At 59.5% G+C, this 17,940-nt stretch carries 17 protein-coding genes and 1 tRNA gene; 5 read left to right on the top strand and 13 right to left on the bottom strand.

Annotated elements, in window-relative coordinates; translation table 11 throughout:
- Positions 1–85: 85 nt before the first annotated feature.
- The 8 genes from RS75_RS06270 to RS75_RS06235 all read right to left on the bottom strand — a co-directional run bounded on the left by RS75_RS06270 (position 86) and on the right by RS75_RS06235 (position 9,323).
- Positions 86–1,867 carry a chloride channel protein gene (locus tag RS75_RS06270; protein ID WP_084686523.1) on the bottom strand — a complete coding sequence of 594 codons (1,782 nt, stop codon included), beginning with the start codon at positions 1,865–1,867 and terminating at the stop codon, positions 86–88.
- A 10-nt stretch (positions 1,868–1,877) separates the two neighbouring features.
- Positions 1,878–2,702 carry an MBL fold metallo-hydrolase gene (locus tag RS75_RS06265; RefSeq protein WP_045018459.1) on the bottom strand — a complete coding sequence of 275 codons (825 nt, stop codon included), beginning with the start codon at positions 2,700–2,702 and terminating at the stop codon, positions 1,878–1,880.
- Between the two features lie 2 nt (positions 2,703–2,704).
- Positions 2,705–3,487, bottom strand: coding sequence for a TatD family hydrolase (locus RS75_RS06260; protein ID WP_045018458.1), 783 nt, complete (start codon positions 3,485–3,487; stop codon positions 2,705–2,707).
- An 11-nt stretch (positions 3,488–3,498) separates the two neighbouring features.
- Positions 3,499–5,049: a methionine--tRNA ligase gene (gene metG / locus RS75_RS06255; RefSeq protein ID WP_045018457.1), complete on the bottom strand. Its 1,551-nt coding sequence runs from the start codon at positions 5,047–5,049 to the stop codon at positions 3,499–3,501.
- A gap of 105 nt (positions 5,050–5,154) precedes the next feature.
- The gene (locus tag RS75_RS06250) at positions 5,155–6,180 is read right to left on the bottom strand and encodes a DNA polymerase III subunit delta' (protein WP_045018456.1); all 1,026 of its coding nucleotides are present in this window, start codon (positions 6,178–6,180) and stop codon (positions 5,155–5,157) included.
- A complete protein-coding gene (gene tmk / locus RS75_RS06245) occupies positions 6,173–6,847 on the bottom strand; it encodes a dTMP kinase (RefSeq protein WP_045018455.1) in 675 nt (224 codons plus the stop codon). Before tmk ends, RS75_RS06250 begins: the two co-directional genes overlap by 8 nt.
- A 137-nt stretch (positions 6,848–6,984) precedes the next feature.
- Positions 6,985–8,157, bottom strand: coding sequence for a D-alanyl-D-alanine carboxypeptidase family protein (locus RS75_RS06240; RefSeq protein WP_045018782.1), 1,173 nt, complete (start codon positions 8,155–8,157; stop codon positions 6,985–6,987).
- Between the two features lie 77 nt (positions 8,158–8,234).
- The gene (locus tag RS75_RS06235) at positions 8,235–9,323 is read right to left on the bottom strand and encodes a septal ring lytic transglycosylase RlpA family protein (protein ID WP_045018454.1); all 1,089 of its coding nucleotides are present in this window, start codon (positions 9,321–9,323) and stop codon (positions 8,235–8,237) included.
- A gap of 322 nt (positions 9,324–9,645) precedes the next feature.
- Here RS75_RS06235 and RS75_RS06230 point away from each other — a divergent pair, with 322 nt between their 5' ends.
- The gene (locus RS75_RS06230; protein ID WP_045018453.1) at positions 9,646–9,978 is read left to right on the top strand and encodes a hypothetical protein; all 333 of its coding nucleotides are present in this window, start codon (positions 9,646–9,648) and stop codon (positions 9,976–9,978) included.
- A 127-nt stretch (positions 9,979–10,105) separates the two neighbouring features.
- Here RS75_RS06230 and RS75_RS06225 read toward each other — a convergent pair.
- From RS75_RS06225 to RS75_RS06215, 4 genes are all read right to left on the bottom strand, one after another.
- Positions 10,106–10,195: transfer RNA gene (locus tag RS75_RS06225), tRNA-Ser, on the bottom strand.
- Positions 10,196–10,283: 88 nt separating this feature from the next.
- Positions 10,284–10,436, bottom strand: a complete 153-nt coding sequence (locus RS75_RS26855) for a hypothetical protein (RefSeq protein WP_052679663.1) — start codon at positions 10,434–10,436, stop codon at positions 10,284–10,286.
- Positions 10,437–10,792: 356 nt separating this feature from the next.
- On the bottom strand, positions 10,793–11,017 hold the full coding sequence (locus RS75_RS06220; RefSeq protein ID WP_045018452.1) for a hypothetical protein: 225 nt from the start codon (positions 11,015–11,017) through the stop codon (positions 10,793–10,795).
- 15 nt (positions 11,018–11,032) lie between these two features.
- Complete coding sequence (locus RS75_RS06215; RefSeq protein WP_045018451.1) at positions 11,033–11,296, bottom strand: hypothetical protein; 264 nt, start codon at positions 11,294–11,296, stop codon at positions 11,033–11,035.
- Between the two features lie 138 nt (positions 11,297–11,434).
- On the opposite strand from RS75_RS06215, the gene RS75_RS06210 reads away from it, so the two are divergent.
- The 3 genes from RS75_RS06210 to RS75_RS06200 all read left to right on the top strand — a co-directional run bounded on the left by RS75_RS06210 (position 11,435) and on the right by RS75_RS06200 (position 14,122).
- Entirely contained in the window at positions 11,435–12,145 is a 711-nt protein-coding gene (locus tag RS75_RS06210) for a hypothetical protein (protein ID WP_045018450.1), read from the top strand.
- Positions 12,146–12,293: 148 nt separating this feature from the next.
- Positions 12,294–13,778: a D-alanyl-D-alanine carboxypeptidase family protein gene (locus RS75_RS06205; RefSeq protein WP_084686519.1), complete on the top strand. Its 1,485-nt coding sequence runs from the start codon at positions 12,294–12,296 to the stop codon at positions 13,776–13,778.
- Positions 13,779–13,861: 83 nt separating this feature from the next.
- Positions 13,862–14,122: a hypothetical protein gene (locus RS75_RS06200; protein ID WP_045018448.1), complete on the top strand. Its 261-nt coding sequence runs from the start codon at positions 13,862–13,864 to the stop codon at positions 14,120–14,122.
- 95 nt (positions 14,123–14,217) lie between these two features.
- Here the strand turns inward: RS75_RS06200 and gyrA are convergent, their stop codons facing one another.
- Positions 14,218–17,010 (bottom strand): DNA gyrase subunit A, encoded by a 2,793-nt coding sequence (gene gyrA / locus RS75_RS06195; RefSeq protein ID WP_045018447.1) that lies wholly within the window; start codon positions 17,008–17,010, stop codon positions 14,218–14,220.
- Between the two features lie 217 nt (positions 17,011–17,227).
- Between gyrA and RS75_RS06190 the strand changes: the two genes are divergently transcribed.
- A complete protein-coding gene (locus RS75_RS06190) occupies positions 17,228–17,857 on the top strand; it encodes a MarC family protein (RefSeq protein WP_045018446.1) in 630 nt (209 codons plus the stop codon).
- The last annotated feature ends 83 nt before the right edge of the window (positions 17,858–17,940 follow it).

Genomic DNA, 17,940 nt, shown 5'->3' with positions numbered 1-17,940 from the left:
ACGGTAAGATCGCATAATCTATATTATGGAACTAAAAGATCAAGTGTGCTGCACACGGTAAAGGTCATTTTACCCGCAGACGGCATTACAGCTCGCCGGACGTTTCACGGCGGCGCAGATCGAGTTCTTCACTGTAACGCCTCAACGTATGGCTTTCCGTCAGCAGGCCAACGGGTCGGTTTTCGATCTTGTCGTTGACGACGACCAGTGCTTCGCTTTCCGTGGCGTCGAAGGCTGCCGCTGCCTGACGTGCGTTCATCGCCGGCAATAGTGCGTCATTCTTGTAGCGCAGATAGGTTTCGAGGCTGATCTTGCTCGGATCGCGATCCATCGGGTCGGCGTAGATTTCCGGTAGAAGGACGATGCCGGCGTAACGCCCGTCATCATGGGTCATGATCACGCGCTGCGTCGAACCGAGCGGGAATTTCTCCTTGAAGGCCGGAAGACCAATGCTGACATTGGCCTTGCGGATATCGGCGCGCATCATCTTGCCCACCGTCAGGTCGCGTATCCAGCCAATGTCATGGGCGCTGCGAATGCTTTCGCCCCGCAGGTGAAAACGCCAGGTTGCGAAGGAGTAACCGAAGGTCGTGCGCACCACGAGCGAGGTGGTGATGACGGCGGCGAGCACCAGAACCGTGATCTGAAAGTCGCCGGTCAGTTCCAGCGCCAGAAACGTCATTGTCAACGGGCCACCGATGATGGCGGCGGCGAATGCGCTCATGCCGATCACGGCATAGACGATCGGCGATGTCGAGCCGTAACCGATATAAGGCGCACAGATCGCAAAAATCTTGCCGAGCAGCGAGCCCATGAACAACGAGGCGAAAAACAGGCCGCCGCGAAAATTCGAGCCGATGGAAATGGCGCTGGCCGCCGCCTTCAGCAGGAAAAGCCCGGCAAGTCCGTATATCGTCAGGTTGGCATCGATGTTGAGATGGAGCGCGCCGTGGCCACTCGACAGGACCTGCGGCGAAATCAACGCAAGACCGCCAACCGCCACGCCCCCGATCGCTGGACGCAGCCAGCCGGGAATGGCGCTTTTGCGGGCCGTCTCCTCGATAAGGGAGACCGTCTGCATCAGCACGATGCCGATCGCGGCGCAAACCACGCCGAGAAAGATGGCCGGCACATAATCCGGCGGCGTCACGCGGCCGGCGTCGAAAATATCGATCGACAGGCCGTGGCCGCCGATAAGCCCCGCGACGATACTGGCCACCAAGGCTGACACGACAAGCGGCGCGAGCGTCACGACGGTATAGGTGCCGATGATGAGTTCGATGGCGTAAAACGCTCCGGTCAGAGGGGCGTTAAAGGCCGCAGCGATGGCGCCCGCAGCGCCGCAGCCGACGAGGATGCGCATGTCCCCTCGCCTCAGTTTCAGTTGGATACCGATCTTCGATGCGACGCCGCTGGCGATCTGCGTATAACCGGCTTCAAGCCCCACCGAAGCGCCGAAACCGTTGGAGACGATGTTCTGCACGCAGACGATGATGCTGTCGGTCAGCGACAGGCGGCCGCCATGCAGCGCATTCGCCTCGATGGGGTCGACCATGGGCTTTTTGCGGGTCTTCGAAAGAAACAGGATGACAAGGCCGAGCACGATGCCGCCGATGATTGGCCCGAAAAACACGATCCAGCCGGACAGATCGCTGCTGCTGAGCCGCTCGACGCCGAAGACCAGAACATGCAGCGCCGTGCTCAACGCGCCGATCAGCGCCACCAGAAGGCCTGCGGCAATGCCGATGAAAACCGCAAGGACCACCAGCCCCAGTTCGCCGCGCCGGAACATCGCCCGCAGGCGGCTGGCGCGCAGATTGTCGAAGAAGCTCGCCATACTCGGTGCACGGAAAGGCCTGGTCGACATGCTGTTCCTTTTAGGGTGCTTCGATTTCGACTTCGAAACGCATCTGGTCGTAAGCCGGTTCAACATGTTCGGGCGTTTCGCGCATCACCGCGTCATAATCGAGCGGAATATGCATGTGGGTCAAGATCGCTCTTTTGGGTGCCAATCTTTCGATCCAGCCGAGCGCCTGTTCGAGCGAGAGGTGGCTGGGATGATACCGGTGCTGCAACGCATCGATGACGAGAACATCGAGGCCGGCAAGCTTGCCCAGACTTTCGGCCGGAAAATCGCTGACATCGGTGCAATAGGCGACGTCACCGATGCGAAAGCCGAGCGAATGCACGTCGCCATGCTGCTGCATATGCACGTTGAATGGTATCGGCCCGCCTGCCCCGTCAACGATCAGGGCCGCGTCGATATCGGCGATGATCCGGGGTTCGACGATCGGCGGATAGCTGCTGCCCGAAGGCGTTTCCAGACAATAGGCGAAACCGTCCCTTATGCGCGCCATGGTGACAGGATCCGCGTAGATAGGAATACGGCTCTGCTGGATGGCGAAATAGATGCGCAAATCGTCAATGCCGTGCAGATGGTCGGCATGGGCATGGGTGTAAAGAACCGCATCGACCGCCTCCACCTTCGCGGCGATCATCTGCTCGCGAAAATCGGGGCCGGTATCGATGACGACGGTGGTCTTGCCGCCGTCAGACCCGATCTGCTCCACCATGAAGGCCGCGCGTGTGCGCCGATTCCTGGGGTTGTCAGGGTCGCATGCGCCCCAGTCGCCGTTGATTCGAGGCACGCCGGGAGAGGACGCGCATCCGAGAACCGTGAAGCGGCGACGGTAGATTGCCACGCCTACACCCTTGTCATCTTCGAAAAGCAGCGGAAGGCGTTCTCGGTGGTGATTTCCGCCATGCGATCAAACGAAACACCGTGCACCTCGGCCAGAACTTCCGCCGTGTTGACGACATAGGAAGGCTCGTTGCGTTTGCCGCGCCAGCGCTTCGGTGCAAGATAGGGCGCATCGGTTTCCACCAGCAGCCTGTCAAGCGGCACGGTGGCGGCGATATCGCGAATATCCTGCGATTTCGGGAAGGTCAGAATGCCGGAAAAGGACACATAACCCCCGAGTTCGACACCTGTTTTCGCGAGATCAGGACCGGCGGAAAAGCAATGTAGAATGAAGGGAAAGGCACCCTTGCCGCTTTCCTCGCGCAGAAGAGCGACCATGTCCTCATCGGCGCTGCGGCTGTGGATGACGAGCGGAAGCTTCGTCCTCCTTGCCGCCTCGATGTGGCGAATGAGGCCGGTTTTCTGGTCTTCCGGCTTTTGCGTGTCGTAGAAATAATCCAGCCCCGCCTCGCCGATCGCCACGATCTTGTCATGGCTTTCCGCCAGCCGCACAAGCTCGTCGGCCGAAATATCGAGTTCTTCGTCAGCATTGTTGGGGTGCGTGCCGACCGAGCAGAAAACCGACGGATATTTCTCCGCGATCTTCAAAAGCTCCGGCAGACGGCGCACCCGCGTCGAGATCGTCACCATCTGGGCGACGCCGGACGCATGGGCGCGGGCGATGATATCGTCGCGCTCAGCCTCGAAATCGGGAAAATCCAGATGGCAATGCGTATCGATCAGCATGGTTGTCGCCTTCACGCTTCCGGTGCGACGTAACGCGGGAACACCGGCTTCGGCGCTTCCAGCGGGGTGCCCGGAACCAGACGACCCGCCTCACCGAGTGCTGCAAAATCACGCTTGTCGGCGGCAGCCGCAACCAGATCGAGCAGCTTTTCGCAGGAGCCGGGCATGAAGGGTTGCAGGAGAATGCCGATCTGGCGCACCACTTCGGCCGTCACGTAAAGCACGGTGCCCATACGTTCCGGATCGGTCTTCTTCAGGGCCCATGGCTCCTGTGACGCGAAATAGCGGTCGGTTTCCGAGACGACGGCGATGATGGCCGCAAGCGCACGGTGGACAAGCTGCTTGCCCATCTCCTCGCGGCAAATCTCAAGTAGCCCATCGGCCGAGGCGAGCATCGCCTTGTCTTCATCGTTAAACGCGCCGGGCGTCGGGATCTGGCCATCGCAATTCTTGACGATCATCGACAGCGAACGGCTGGCCAGATTGCCGATGCCATTGGCGAGATCGGCATTGATGCGGGTGGCGATGCCCTCTTCGCTGTAGCTGCCGTCCTGGCCGAAGGAGACTTCGCGCAGGAAGAAATAGCGGATCTGATCGAGACCGAAATGGTTGACCAGATTGGCCGGATCGACGACGTTGCCGAGCGACTTCGACATCTTCTCACCCTTGTTGAGCAGGAAGCCGTGCGCATAGACCCGCTTGGGCAGCGGCAGCTTTGCGCTCATCAGGAAAGCCGGCCAATAGACCGCGTGGAAGCGGATGATGTCCTTGCCGATGATATGCACGTCGGCGGGCCAGTATTTCGCACGCGGACCGTTTTTGTCTTCGATATAACCCGTGGCGGTGATGTAGTTGGTCAGCGCATCGACCCAGACATACATGACGTGCTTCGGATCGTTAGGAACCTTGATGCCCCAGTCGAAGGTGGTGCGGGAAATCGACAGGTCCTTGAGGCCAGATTTGACGAAGGAGACGATTTCGTTGCGACGTTCGGCCGGACCGATGAATTCAGGGTTTTCCTCGTAGAGCTTCAGCAGCTTGTCCTGGTATTCGGAGAGCTTGAAGAAATAGCTCTCCTCCTCCACCCATTCGACGGGCGTGCCCTGCGGCCCGTAACGAACGCCATCGGCGCGTACCTCCGTCTCGTCCTCGCCGTAATAGGCTTCGTCGCGCACGGAATACCAGCCGGCATAGCTGTCCTTGTAGATGTCGCCGCTATCGGCCATCAGGTTCCAGATATTGCGCGAGGTCTCGTGGTGACGTTCTTCCGTGGTGCGGATGAAATCGTCGTTCGAAGCGTTGAGCAGCTTGCCCATCTCGCGGAACTGCTCGGAATTGCGCTGCGCCAGCTCTTCCGGCGAAATGCCTTCCGCCCGCGCCGTCTGCTGCATCTTCTGGCCGTGTTCGTCGGTGCCGGTCAGGAAGAAAACATCCATTCCATCCAGACGCTGAAAGCGCGCCATGGCGTCCGTCGCGATCAGTTCATAGGCGTGGCCGATATGCGGCTTGCCGTTAGGATAGGAGATCGCGGTGGTGATGTAGAAAGGTGTCTTGTCTGTCATGACGGTCTATCGACTTTACAGGCTGTTTTTTTGGATAGACCGCTCTTAAACGATTGTTCGCAACAGCGAAAGCAAAAGCGTACGTTCCGTACGATCTCTTGGGCCTCACACGCTGCGGATGTCTTCCAGAATGGAAAGCACCATCTGCTTCTTGTCGAGATTATAGGCCTGCGCAACGGTAATACGTTCCGAAAGCGTGGAGGAAAGGCGCGCGTGTTTTTCTGCCGCCGCGATATCGCCCGCCATTGCCGCCGCCCGCGCCCGCGCCATCAGCTCCTCCGTGACATGTTCCATGAAGAAGCCGAGAACGATGTCGCCGTCCTTCTGCGCCAGAACCTCGGCCAGCTTGTGCATCTGCTTGCGGGCGCCCGGCCCGTCCGCCGCCATGACCGAGGCGAGCGCCTCGACGATGTCGGAGCCGCCGTAATTCATCAGCTTCAGCGCCTGCGCGACGCTGCCCTTGGAGCCGGAAAGCAGGACGTCGCGTTTTTCGCCGCTGGCGCTGATGCCGAGATGATCGAGGCTCTGCACCATGTCGGCATCCGAAAGCGGCAGCAGCCTGAGCGGCATGCAGCGCGAGCGGATAGTTGGCAGCAATTTGCCCGGCGCATGCGACAGAACGAGGAACATCGCCCGCTTGGGCGGCTCCTCCAGTATTTTGAGAATGGCGTTTGCGGCATTGCGGTTGAGGTCGTCGGCTGGATCGATGATGACGATCCGCCAGTTGCCGGTGCCCGAGGTCTGCGAGAAGAAGTGCCCTGCCCGCCGCACCTCATCCACCGTAATAGCGGATTTGACGCGGCCGGTCTTTTCATCCACCGGACGGGTCAGATGCAGCAGATTATGCGACGCACCGGAGGTGATCTGCCGGCTGACAAGCGATTCAGGGTCGGGATCGGCCAGGAAATCCGGTGCTGAGGCAGGATCGGGGTGGTTCAGCACATGATTGGCGAAACGAAAGGCAAGCGTCGCCTTGCCGATGCCTTCCGGCCCTTCGATCAGAATGGCATGGTGGCCTTTGCCGGAACGATAGGATTGCGCCAGAAACGCTTCCACTTCCTTGTGCCCGAAAAGTTTCGTGTTCTGCTGCGGCGCGATTGCGCCTTCGAGAACGCCCTGAACCTCACTCATGCTCCGCGCCCGTCGCAGTTTCCAATCGTTCGAGCAGTGGCTCGACAAAGGACATGACGTCTTCCGTCACCTTTTCTGCCGGCTGGTCGGCATTGACGATCCGGCAGCGACGCGGCTCGGCTAGCGCGATGTCCAGATAGGCCTCCCGCCGCTTCTCGTGGGTCTCGATTTCCTCTTTTTCGAACCGGTCCGGCGTCGCCCCCTCATCCGCACGATTTCTGGCGCGGGCAAGACCCTTTTCGGCGGCAATGTCGAAGATCAATGTCAGTTCCGGCACGACGCCATCGATCGCAACGCGTTGCAGCGTCTCGATGAAATCCGGCTCCAGATTGCCGGTCGTGCCCTGATAGACACGCGAGGAATCAAGAAACCGGTCGCAGAGCACGATTGCGCCCTTCTCCAGTGCCGGGCGAATGACTTCCTCGACATGGTCGTTGCGCGCCGCCGCGAAAAGAATCGCCTCCATGCGCACGCCGAAGGATTCGGCAGCACCCGACAGGAGAACATGTCGCACGGCCTCCGCCCCCGGTGAGCCGCCTGGCTCACGCGTCACGACCACATCGAAACCACGGCCGCGAAGCGCCTCGGCAAGCGTGCGAATCTGCGTCGACTTGCCGGCACCCTCGCCGCCCTCGAAGCTGATGAACAATCCGGTCTTTTCGGCCAATGTCACGTCCTGTGAGGAATTCTCAGAAATATTGAAATGCCTGTTTACAGCATCGAACCGAAAAGTGTGAAGCGCTTTTCAGAAAATCCGGTGCCTGAACAAAAGCATAGGGAAAGTTGCGGGTTGCGGGAGCGGCATCAAAGCCAGAACAGCAGCAATTCCTTGAGCGCACCTGCCGCATTCTGGGTCAGCGTGCCCTTGCCGACCGCCGCCTTCGTATAAAGCGGCACTTCTCGCAACAGACGCTCGCCGGAATAAATTTTCAGCGTTCCGGCATTTGCGCCGCTGTCCAACGGCGCATTCAACGGCCAGCGATAAACGATCCGCCCGGAAATCCGCTCCGGATTGTTGACCGGCACCAGCACGCTGACGTCTTCTTTCGCTGACAGGTCGATATGCGAGACATCGCCGCCATAAACGCTGACGGAACCGACAGCTTCGTCTCTCGCGAAAAGATGGCGTTTTTCGAAGGCAGTCAGCCCCCAGTCCACCACCCGGCGGGCCTCTTCCTGCCGCGTCTTGTCATCGGCGATGCCGGCAAGTGCCAGATAAACCCGGCGTCCATCGCGCTCGGACGAAACCACGGCTGCGAAACCGCTGCCTTCCGCAAAACCAAGTCCGAGACCGTCTATGCCGCTGCCCGGCATAAGCAGCGTGTTCTTGTTGCGTTGGAAAATCCGGTTCCATTCGAAATCCGGCCTGGTGAAAAGCTCATATCGGTCGGGATAGGTATCGCGCAGATGCCGGGCGAGAAGCACCATGTCCTTCGCGTTCGTCTGATTGCCCGGATCGGGAAGCCCCGTCGAATTGGCGAAGGTGCTGCTGCCCATGCCAAGTTCGCCCGCCCGCGCCGTCATGCGCTTGGCAAAGGCGGGATCGGACCCGGCCATGCCTTCGGCTACGATGATGCAGCCGTCATTGGCGTTCTGCACGACAATTCCGGTCAGGAGATCATTGATGCTGACGGAGGATTTAAGCGCTGCAAACATGGTCGAGGTTCGCGAGGGCGCGCCGCCCGTCCGCCAAGCATATTCCGAAACGGGATAAGCCGTCTCAGGTGTCACCTGCCCTTTGGCCAGCGCATCCAGCACCACCTCCACCGTCATCAACTTGGCGAGCGAAGCAGGCGGAAAGGACTGGTTTTCATTTTGGGAAAGCAGCACCGTGCCGGTTTCGGCATCGATCATATAGGCCTGTTCAGCCTTGGCGATGAAAGGCGCTGTTTGCGATTGCGCCGAACCATTGCCGAAAAGTGCAAAGACTGCCGCCGCAGCGACCGAACAAAAAGAGCGATGAATGGCTTTGCGCATGAAACCGCCCAATTTTGCCCTGCCGTAACCCGCCACTCGCACTGAAAGCACGAGACGACCGCAAATCCTTCAACCCGTCAGCGTGATGCTGTCTGCTGACGCTTCACATGGGCCAATATGGACTGCTCGTTAAGCGCTCCCCGATCGACGAGAACGCTGTCGAAGGCGCGCGAGGTCTTGGAAACGGCAGACGATTCCTCGGAATAGGCGGCCGCGTATTTGGAAGATGGTGTCGGCACGCGCAGATAGTTGCCGCCAGGCGCTGCCGGCTGATGGATGAAATTGCCCTCCGGACGCTCGGCGAGGAACGGACCGATTTCCGGCAGAACCGCAAATTGCTCGAACGACGGCGCAGGGCCATTGACTAGTGGCATGGCCTGAAGCGCCGCATTCTTCCTGGAGCCCACCAGAGCCGTCTGGGCGGAGCCGCCATAGCTACGGCCCGAATCTTGAGCCGGCACGAAATTCGGGGAAGCCGAAGCCACCATCACGCCTGTGGCGATCTGCCCTTCCGGCGCGACGCCCGGAGAGCGCGAGCCCTTCGGAATATAGGACGCCATCAGATAGGGCATGTCGTGACCGTCAAGCGGCGCGCGGCCGGCATATTGCACCCGCACATTCGCCGTTCCGGTCGTCTTCATATCGAGTAGATCGGCCGTCTTGCTGGAAACGTCGATCAGGCGGCCCGCATGGAACGGCCCGCGATCGTTGACGCGCACCAGAACCGAAGCGCCGTTTTCCACGTTGGTGATACGCGCATAGCTCGGTAGGGGGAATGTCGGATGTGCGGCGGAAAGGTGTTCTTTGTCGTAGACCTCGCCATTTGCCGTCAGGCGGCCGTGGAACGCGGACCCGTACCAGGAGGCAAGACCGGTCTTGTTGTAACCCGGCTCTTCTTTCGGAAAATAACGGCGGCCCTTGACGGTATAGGCATTGCCGACCAATTCGCGCCCGCCACCCTTGGGAATGTTCTGGCCATCGGCCACACGCGGGCTGGCTTTCACGCCATATTCCGATTCGGAAAAATATTCCTTGCTGCGTTTCTGCTTCGGTTTGGTCTCGGATGTGGTGGAACACGAAGCTGTCGCGGCGCAAAGCACGGAAATTGCAAGCCACTTCACGCCCGATCTGGCGTTGATGCCGAGTTTCTTGACCGTAGATTTCAAATCGTTTGCCCCACGCTGCTTGCTGGCTCGGAGAACCGCACCCTCTTCCGCTTCGATTGCCTTGCCCCTGCCATCGAAGCACCTAACAGTCGCTTAATCTTGTGCATAACATGGCGAAAATGCGAACGGCTTCTGCAAAATCGATAAAATTGTAACGAACGTGGTTAATGATTTATGTCTTTTCCGCAACACTGAAAGCGCCATGTGCCCGCAGTCGTCCCTCTCTCCCGGTGTTCGCCTCGACGGAACAAATGGAGGGCCGCCGCGTTTCCTCCCCGCAAACAAGCAAGCTTCCGCCGGTTTTCGGCTGAGGGAGGAAACCATGGTCAAGTCAATAAAAGCTACGGGTCTGGCGCTCGGCATCGCCCTGATATCCATCGCTGCGCCGATCCCGGCAGGCGCGCAGGACATGGAGTTGAGGATAGGCCCCGACGGCGTCCGCCCGGTCATCCGCGATCGCGACATGGACCGCCGTGGCCCGCCTCGCATGCGCGGCTGCAGCGAACGCGAAGCCCGCGCTGCTGCCCGCGAATCCGGCCTGCGCGACCCTGAAGTCGTACGTGTCACTCCCGGCCGAGTCGTGGTCCAGGGTTTTACCCGCCGCGGACCTGAGCGCGTCACATTCGCAAACGAACGGGGCTGTCCGGAAATCTGACTGGATTTGAAATATGGAGCCCGTCGAAAGGCGGGTTTCTTCATTCTTGATAAGTTTCCAGGCCAAAACCACGACACGGCGAGACAGTCACCCGTTCGCGTTTTCAAATCATCTTTTTGGAATTGTATGGCAGATGGGGTGGGATTCGAACCCACGGTACGCTCTCACGCACGCCGGTTTTCAAGACCGGTTCCTTAAACCACTCGGACACCCATCCTTCGGTGATGAGGCTTTATAGCGTTTTGAAAAAGGCCGTCAATCCCGCCGAGCCAAGCAGGCGGCGCGTCGTGTTCCCGGTTTGCAAATCATTGTCCGGGTGTCGCTGCAGGCGGCAGCAGTGATCCCTCGCTCGAAGGAAGCGCCGGACTTTGCTGGGGGGCCTCGACGAGCGCCAAGCTCAAAACGATTGCCACGAGCACCAGTAAAAGCGCCACGAAGAGAATTCCGGATTTATCCATGCGTCTGCTCATGTCCGGTTATGTTAGGGGCGAATATGTGCAATTCGAGGCAGTGAAAGAATAAAGCAGCTTCCTGTCAAGTTGCCTGACAGATTTCGCCAGTTCAATTCCCAAAATCTTTCTACTTGAGCAAATTTTATGCGCCGGCGTACTGTTTTGAACGGAAGTGGCCTATCGCGTCAGCAATATTGTCGTTTATATAGTCACATCGCTCCCGGGCATTGCCCAACTTTCCCCGAGCGATCAACCTGCCCCGCCCGTTTGCGGGGCTTTTTTCTTTGATCTGCCGAAGAAATGCGACCGCTGAATAAAGGCTGGATTCGCGGAAAAACACCCTTCTTTAAATGCGCGATTGTTCAGACACCGATGCTGGGCCCACCATCGCCGTGCCTGCCCCCTCGGAAAATATCCTCGAAAAGGTTCAGCAGCGCCGGCGGTAAGGTGTCGGACAGCTCAGCGATGATCTCGTTGGCGCGATTGTAGGAATAGATGGCGCAAAGCGTCAACACCAGCAGCACGATCCACGGCCAGATCGGTTTGCGCCTTGGCGGCGCTCCGTTCGGTTGTTGCGGTACAGTCATCACGGCACCTTCCGTTCAGGCCTTCACGCGCGGCTCGCCTCCCGGCGCATAGGCGGTTTTTTGTTGGAAACGGAATATGTTGCCGCACTGGCCACAGCGGATCATGAATTGTGTCGGATCAACCGAGGCGCGCTCGGTGCGAAAACCGCGCGGCATTTCATCGATGCGAAAATCGAGGTCGCGACGACCTTTTTCATCCGATTCCGACACCTCGGCAAAACCCTGATGGCCACATTTGGAACATTCGAGTTTCCGGGAATATCTGTCGCGCGCTGCCATATGCCGTCCTTTGCTTGCATCTCATCAGGTAGCAGCGGCAAAACATCATTTCAATGGCGATCGCCGCAGGTTAAAGCTTTGCCCATCTATTTCCACTCGGGAAACCGCGCCCGGCGACAAGAACGAACCTGGAAGCTCATGCACAACGAAAGACCCCTGCTTTCATCGTCCCTGGTGCGACGCGCCGTCATCGTCGCCGTCATTATTCTCGGTTTTGTCGCCGCCCTCAATTTCGGCGTCAGATGGTATGGCGAACGGATTCTTCAGGCGGGCCATACGACGGCGACTGATGTGGTGGAGATCACGATCGGCAACGACCGGCTGAAGCTGTCCAAAAATACCTTGCGGGTGCCTTCCGAACGCCATGATGGCGAGCGCGAGCGGGCCGATCTTTATCTGACCTGGCCAGACCTCAAGGGATATGAGGACGCCAATCGCGCTATTTTCGACGATCCGGCACAGGCGGCGGGGCTGATTTTCATCCAGCTTTCGCAAAGCACGATGTCGGAGGACATGTCCGGCCGTTACGGGCCGATCTATGCCCGGCTGACGGAGGGTGAGCCGGTGCCGCTGAAACACGGCCTCACCCTGCACCGCCTGCGTGCCGATTCGGGCTACGGCAAGGAAGTCATATTGACGGGACAGCGCGAGGGAGAAAGCGATTATGTGGTGCGCTGCCTTCTGCCACAAACGCCGCAGGAGGCAACGGGCAGCGACTGCCAGAGGGATATCCACGCCGGCCAGGATCTCAGCCTGTTCTACCGTTTTTCCGCCAGCCTGCTGCCGCAATGGAAAAAGCTCGACGCGGATGTGAAGCACTATGTCGAGCAACGCCTCTTAAAAGACTGAAATCCGTGAAACGGCGCATGACAGATTGCGCGCGAAAAGTCGCATTTTATGGATCGTGGATACCTTTCATAAACCACTTGGTAACGCCATCCCGATAAAGTTTCTTCCCGGAGCACTCGGGCGGGGCGCGTCCGAGCGGAATAGAAATATGCGATTGAAGAGTTCAGCAGTGTTGAAAAGTCTATTTGGGGCAGATTCGCGTAAAGCGGGTGCGACGTCTTTGGTAAGGTTTCTTGCGTTGACCCTTGCTGCGGCGTTCATAACCGCAACATCCGTGGGCACCGCGCAGGCGGACCCGAAATATGCGGGCATCGTCATCGACGCCAAGACCGGCAAGGTTCTTTACGGCGAAGATCCGGATGGCCTGCGCTATCCCGCCTCTCTGACGAAGATGATGACGCTTTACCTGACATTCGAGGCGCTTAATTCCGGGCGTATATCGCTCGATTCGAAGGTGCCGGTCTCGGCCAATGCCGCCAAGGAGCCGCCATCCAAGCTCGGCGTGCGTGCCGGCGGCAACGTCACAGTCGAACAGGCGATCCTCGCACTCGTCACCCGCTCGGCAAACGACATGGCCACCGCCCTCGGTGAATATATTGGCGGCTCCGAAGACCGTTTTGCCAGAATGATGACTGCCAAGGCCCGCGCGCTCGGCATGACCCGCACCACCTATCGCAACGCCAACGGCCTGCCCAACACGGCGCAGATGACGACGGCGCGCGATCAGGCTCGGCTCGGCATCGCGCTTCGCCAGCATTATCCGCAATATTACGGCTATTTCTCCACCCGCACCTTCAATTTCGGCAAGCAGGTCATCGGCAACCACAATCGTCTGGTCGGAACCGTGCGTGGCGTCGACGGTATCAAGACCGGTTATACCCGCGCAGCCGGCAGCAACCTTGCGACATCGGCGCAGATCGACGGCCGCTCCATCGTTGCCGTCGTTCTCGGCGGCCGCTCCAGCGCCGCCCGCGACTCCACCATGCGCAAGCTCGTTGCGACCTACCTGCCGCAGGCCTCGCGCAGCGGCAACAGCAACCTGATCGCACAGACGCGGTCGATGCCGGTTGAAGAACCCGTCACTATCGCCGCCGCTGTTCCCTCCGTGGCGGTTGCCGCAGCCGATGCCGGCCTGCCGCATGCAGGGCCCGTACCGCAGACCCGTTACGAAGATGCGCCGGTCACAGCCTTTGCAGGCTCCTCTTCCAATGCGGCCGTAAAGGCCATGGAAGCCGCCACCTGGCAGAAGGGCAAGGACCCCATCGCTCAGGCGTCCGTCGCACCAGACCGTAAGTTGATTACCAACTCGACCAAGCTGGACAATATCGTCACCGCATCCACGCCAGCCTCCGCACCTTCCGTTTCCGCAAAGGCGGAGGCTCCGCAGGGCGGCTGGGTGATCCAGATCGGCGCATCGCCGGATGAGAATTCCGCGCGCGGCCTGTTGCAGAGTGCGCAGGAAAAAGGCGGTGCGGCTCTTCGTTCCGCAAAACCCTTCACGGTCGCCTTCAATCGGGAAGGCGCCCAGGTCTACCGCGCCCGCTTCGGCGGCTTCGATGGCCAGAGCGCCGCGGTAAATGCATGCAATGCATTGAAAAAGAAAGGCGTCAGCTGCTGGGCGTCACTCCAGTAATGGGCGTTCACGCAGGCGGTGGCTCACAGTTGAAACATCGCCTGTCTCCTCGAATTGTGTAATGTGTAGCGAGGCTTTCCAAGATGGCAGTCAACGAGAATTATTCGGACATTGCGTCTGGCAACGGGCACGGCAGCCCGTCGGTTCTGCATCCCATTCACGAGGCGGCAATGCGCATTGCCGATCTCGGTCTTAATCGTTCCAAGGCAAAGACGCGCGATCTGGTCAGCCTGCTTCTGTCGCATGGTGCCCGCGCCTGGCGCTCCAACCAGCCGGAAGCCAGCATCCACCTTCATGTCGCCCGCCGCTCCGGGCGCGCTCCGGTCCATATCCGGATCCGCTGAAGAACCGAACCTAACCGGACGAAACAAAGAAAAACCCCGCGGTGCACAGGCTCCGCGGGGTTTTCTGTTGATTGACGGTGAAGAAACGAGGCGGCTTACGCCTCGCTCTCCGGTGCTTCAGGCGTATCCGGCAGAGTGTCGGCCGCCTCTTCGCCATTGTCGTTTTCCGCCTCGTCGTCACCTTCCGGCTCGTTGATGCGTTCCACGGAAACAACCTTCTCATCCTTGGCGGTGGAGAAGATCGTCACGCCCTTGGTCGCGCGGCTGGCGATGCGAATACCGTTTACCGGTACGCGGATGAGCTGGCCGCCATCGGAAACCAGCATGATCTGGTCACCATCGTCCACGGGGAAGGCAGCGACAAGTTCGCCGATTTCCGTCGTCTTCGAGGTATCGGTGGCGCGGATGCCCTTGCCGCCACGACCCGATGTGCGGAAGTCGTAGGAAGACGAACGCTTGCCGAAGCCCTTCACGGAAACCGTCAGCACGAATTCTTCGCGCGCCTTCAGTTCCTGATAACGCTCTTCGCTCAGTTCGCCCTCTTCCGTCACTTCTTCGCCAACGAGCGCGATATCTTCCTCATCGACGCCTGCGGCGCGCCGTTCAGCGGCCGAACGCTTGAGGTAGGCGGCGCGCTCCCACGGTTCTGCATCCACATGGCCCACGATGGTCATGGAGATGATGCGGTCACCGTCAGCCATGTTGATGCCGCGTACGCCGACGGAATTGCGGCCGGCGAAGACACGTACATCGTCCACGGGGAAGCGGATGCACTGGCCAAGCGCGGTCGTCAGCAACACATCGTCATGCTCAGTACAGGTTTCGACGGAGAGGATTTCATCGCCCTCCTCGTCCAGCTTCATGGCGATCTTGCCATTGCGGTTGACCTGCACGAAATCGCCGAGCTTGTTACGGCGAACCGTACCGCGCGTCGTCGAGAACATCACATCCAGCGTGTCCCAGGTCGTCTCGTCCTCGGGCAACGGCATGATGGTGGTGATGCGCTCGCCGGGCTCCAGCGGCAGCATGTTGATGAGGGCCTTGCCCTTCGATTGTGGCGTGCCGATCGGCAGACGCCATACCTTTTCCTTGTAGACGATGCCGCGCGAGGAGAAGAACAGCACCGGCGTATGGGTGTTTGCAACGAAGAGACGGTTGACGAAATCCGCGTCGCGCGTCGCCATGCCGGAACGGCCCTTGCCGCCGCGACGCTGCGCCCGATAGGTCGTCAGCGGTACGCGCTTGATGTAGCCGAGATGCGAAACGGTGACGACCATATCTTCGCGGGATATGAGGTCTTCATCGTCCATGTCGGGGCCACCCTCGACGATCTCGGACCGGCGCGGCGTGCCGAACTCGTCACGGATGGAGATGAGCTCGTCCGTGACGATCTGCATGATGCGCAGGCGCGAAGACAGGATGTCGAGATATTCGCTGATTTCCGCACCGATCTTGTTCAGCTCGTCGCCGATTTCATCGCGGCCAAGCGCCGTCAGGCGGGCAAGGCGCAATTCGAGAATGGCGCGTGCCTGCTCTTCGGAAAGATTGTAGGTGCCGTCTTCGTTGATGCGGTGGCGCGGATCGTCGATGAGAAGGATCAGGCTTTCCACATCCTTCGCCGGCCAGCGCCGCGTCATCAGTTCCTCGCGGGCCGTAGCCGGATCGGGAGCATGACGGATGACGCGGATGACTTCGTCGATATTGGCGACGGAAATCGCCAGACCGACCAACACATGCGCGCGGTCGCGCGCCTTGCGCAGCAGATACTTGGTGCGGCGGCTGACGACTTCCTCCCGGAAGGAAACGAAGGCCCTCAGCATGTCCAGCAGCGTCATCTGTTCCGGCTTGCCGCCGTTCAGCGCCACCATGTTGCAGCCGAAGGAGGTCTGCAGCGGCGTGTAGCGATAGATCTGGTTCAGGATGACTTCGGCATTGGCATCGCGCTTCAGCTCGACGACGACGCGATAACCCTGGCGGTCGGATTCGTCGCGTAGGTCGGAAATGCCCTCGATGCGCTTTTCCTTGACCAGTTCGGCCATCTTTTCAATCATCGTCGCCTTGTTCACCTGATAGGGAACCTCGGTGATGATGATCTGCTCGCGGTCGCCGCGCATCGGCTCGATGGTCGCACGGCCGCGCATGATGACCGATCCACGGCCCGTCTCATAGGCCGAGCGGATACCGGAGCGACCCATGATCAGCGCGCCCGTCGGAAAATCCGGACCGGGAATGATCTGCATCAGTTCGGGCAGCTCGATCGCCGGATTGTCGATGAGGGCGATACAGCCATCGATGACTTCCGACAGATTGTGCGGCGGAATGTTCGTCGCCATGCCGACGGCGATGCCGCCTGCCCCGTTGACCAGAAGGTTCGGGAACTTCGCCGGAATGACGACCGGCTCATGAAGAGTGCCGTCGTAGTTGTCGCGGAAATCGACCGTTTCCTTGTCGAGATCGTCGAGAAGCGAATGGGCTGCCTTTTCGAGACGGCACTCGGTGTAACGTTCGGCCGCCGGCGGATCGCCATCTATGGAGCCGAAGTTACCCTGCCCGTCGATCAGCGGCAGGCGCAGAGACCAGTCCTGCGCCATGCGCGCCAGCGCATCGTAAATCGCGGAATTGCCGTGCGGATGGAATTTACCCATCACGTCACCGGTGACGCGGGCGCATTTGACGTATTTCTTGTTCCAGTCGATGCCGAGTTCGGACATGCCGTAAAGGATACGGCGATGAACCGGCTTCAGACCGTCACGGACATCGGGAAGCGCGCGGGACACGATGACGCTCATCGCGTAATCGAGGTAAGACCGCTGCATTTCCTCAATGATGGAAATCGGTTCAATGCCTGGCGGAAGTTTTCCGCCGCCGGGGGGGCTCTGGTCAGTCAAAACGGATCACATTCTCTGTTAAGAATCGGATGGATTTTTATAGCGGAAACAGCCACGTTAAGCCAATTTCCCGGCGAGTTTTGAACAGTCTTTTGCGTCATTTGCAAGACATACACCGCTTTTCGCCATTTAGGTCGGCAAAAGCGCCGCCGCTCCCTTTTAATGCATGTACGACTTGCGTAGGCTCCGGCCTAAAAACAGAACAGGTGGGGAAAGAATGGCCAGCAGCGAAACGCTTATCAACGCGCTTACCACACTTCTGGTCACGCTCGATCCACCCGGCCTTGCACCCGTATTCCTCGCACTCACGGTTGGAATGACGCGTGCCCAGCGTGCCCAGGTGGCTCTGCGCGGCTCGCTCATCGCCTTCGGCATTCTCGCCGTCTTCGCCCTGTTCGGCCTTGCGATCCTCAACCTGTTAGGCATCTCGCTGGGCGCCTTCCGCATCGCCGGCGGTCTGCTGCTATTCTGGATTTCCTTCGAGATGATTTTCGAAAAACGTCAGGAGCGTAAGGAAAAGACCTCCGAGATCGCCATTACCAAAGACCATCTGCACAATCTGGCGGTCTTTCCGCTCGCCTTGCCGCTGATTGCCGGGCCGGGCGCCATTTCCGCCACCGTGCTTCTGGCGGGAACGATGAAGACGACGCTCGAAATGGTCGTGCTTATTCTCATTCTCGCTTTCGCCATGGCGCTCGTCTACGCCGCCCTGATCGTTTCGGAACGCATGGACCGCTTTCTCGGCAATACCGGCCGTGCGATCCTCACAAGGCTGCTCGGCGTTCTGCTCGCCGCCCTCTCGGTGCAATTCGTGGTGGACGGGATAAAATCGGCATTCGCATTCTGACGGTCGTTGCCGCGCAAGAAATTCCTGCAGCCGGCCCATATTGCGAAAAATCCGCTCTTTAAATCCGGCCCCCGCCTCGGTTA

Origin of the sequence: Rhizobium nepotum 39/7 (assembly GCF_000949865.1) — a bacterium.
Lineage (GTDB): Bacteria > Pseudomonadota > Alphaproteobacteria > Rhizobiales > Rhizobiaceae > Agrobacterium > Agrobacterium nepotum.
This window is presented reverse-complemented; position numbering and strand designations above follow the sequence as displayed.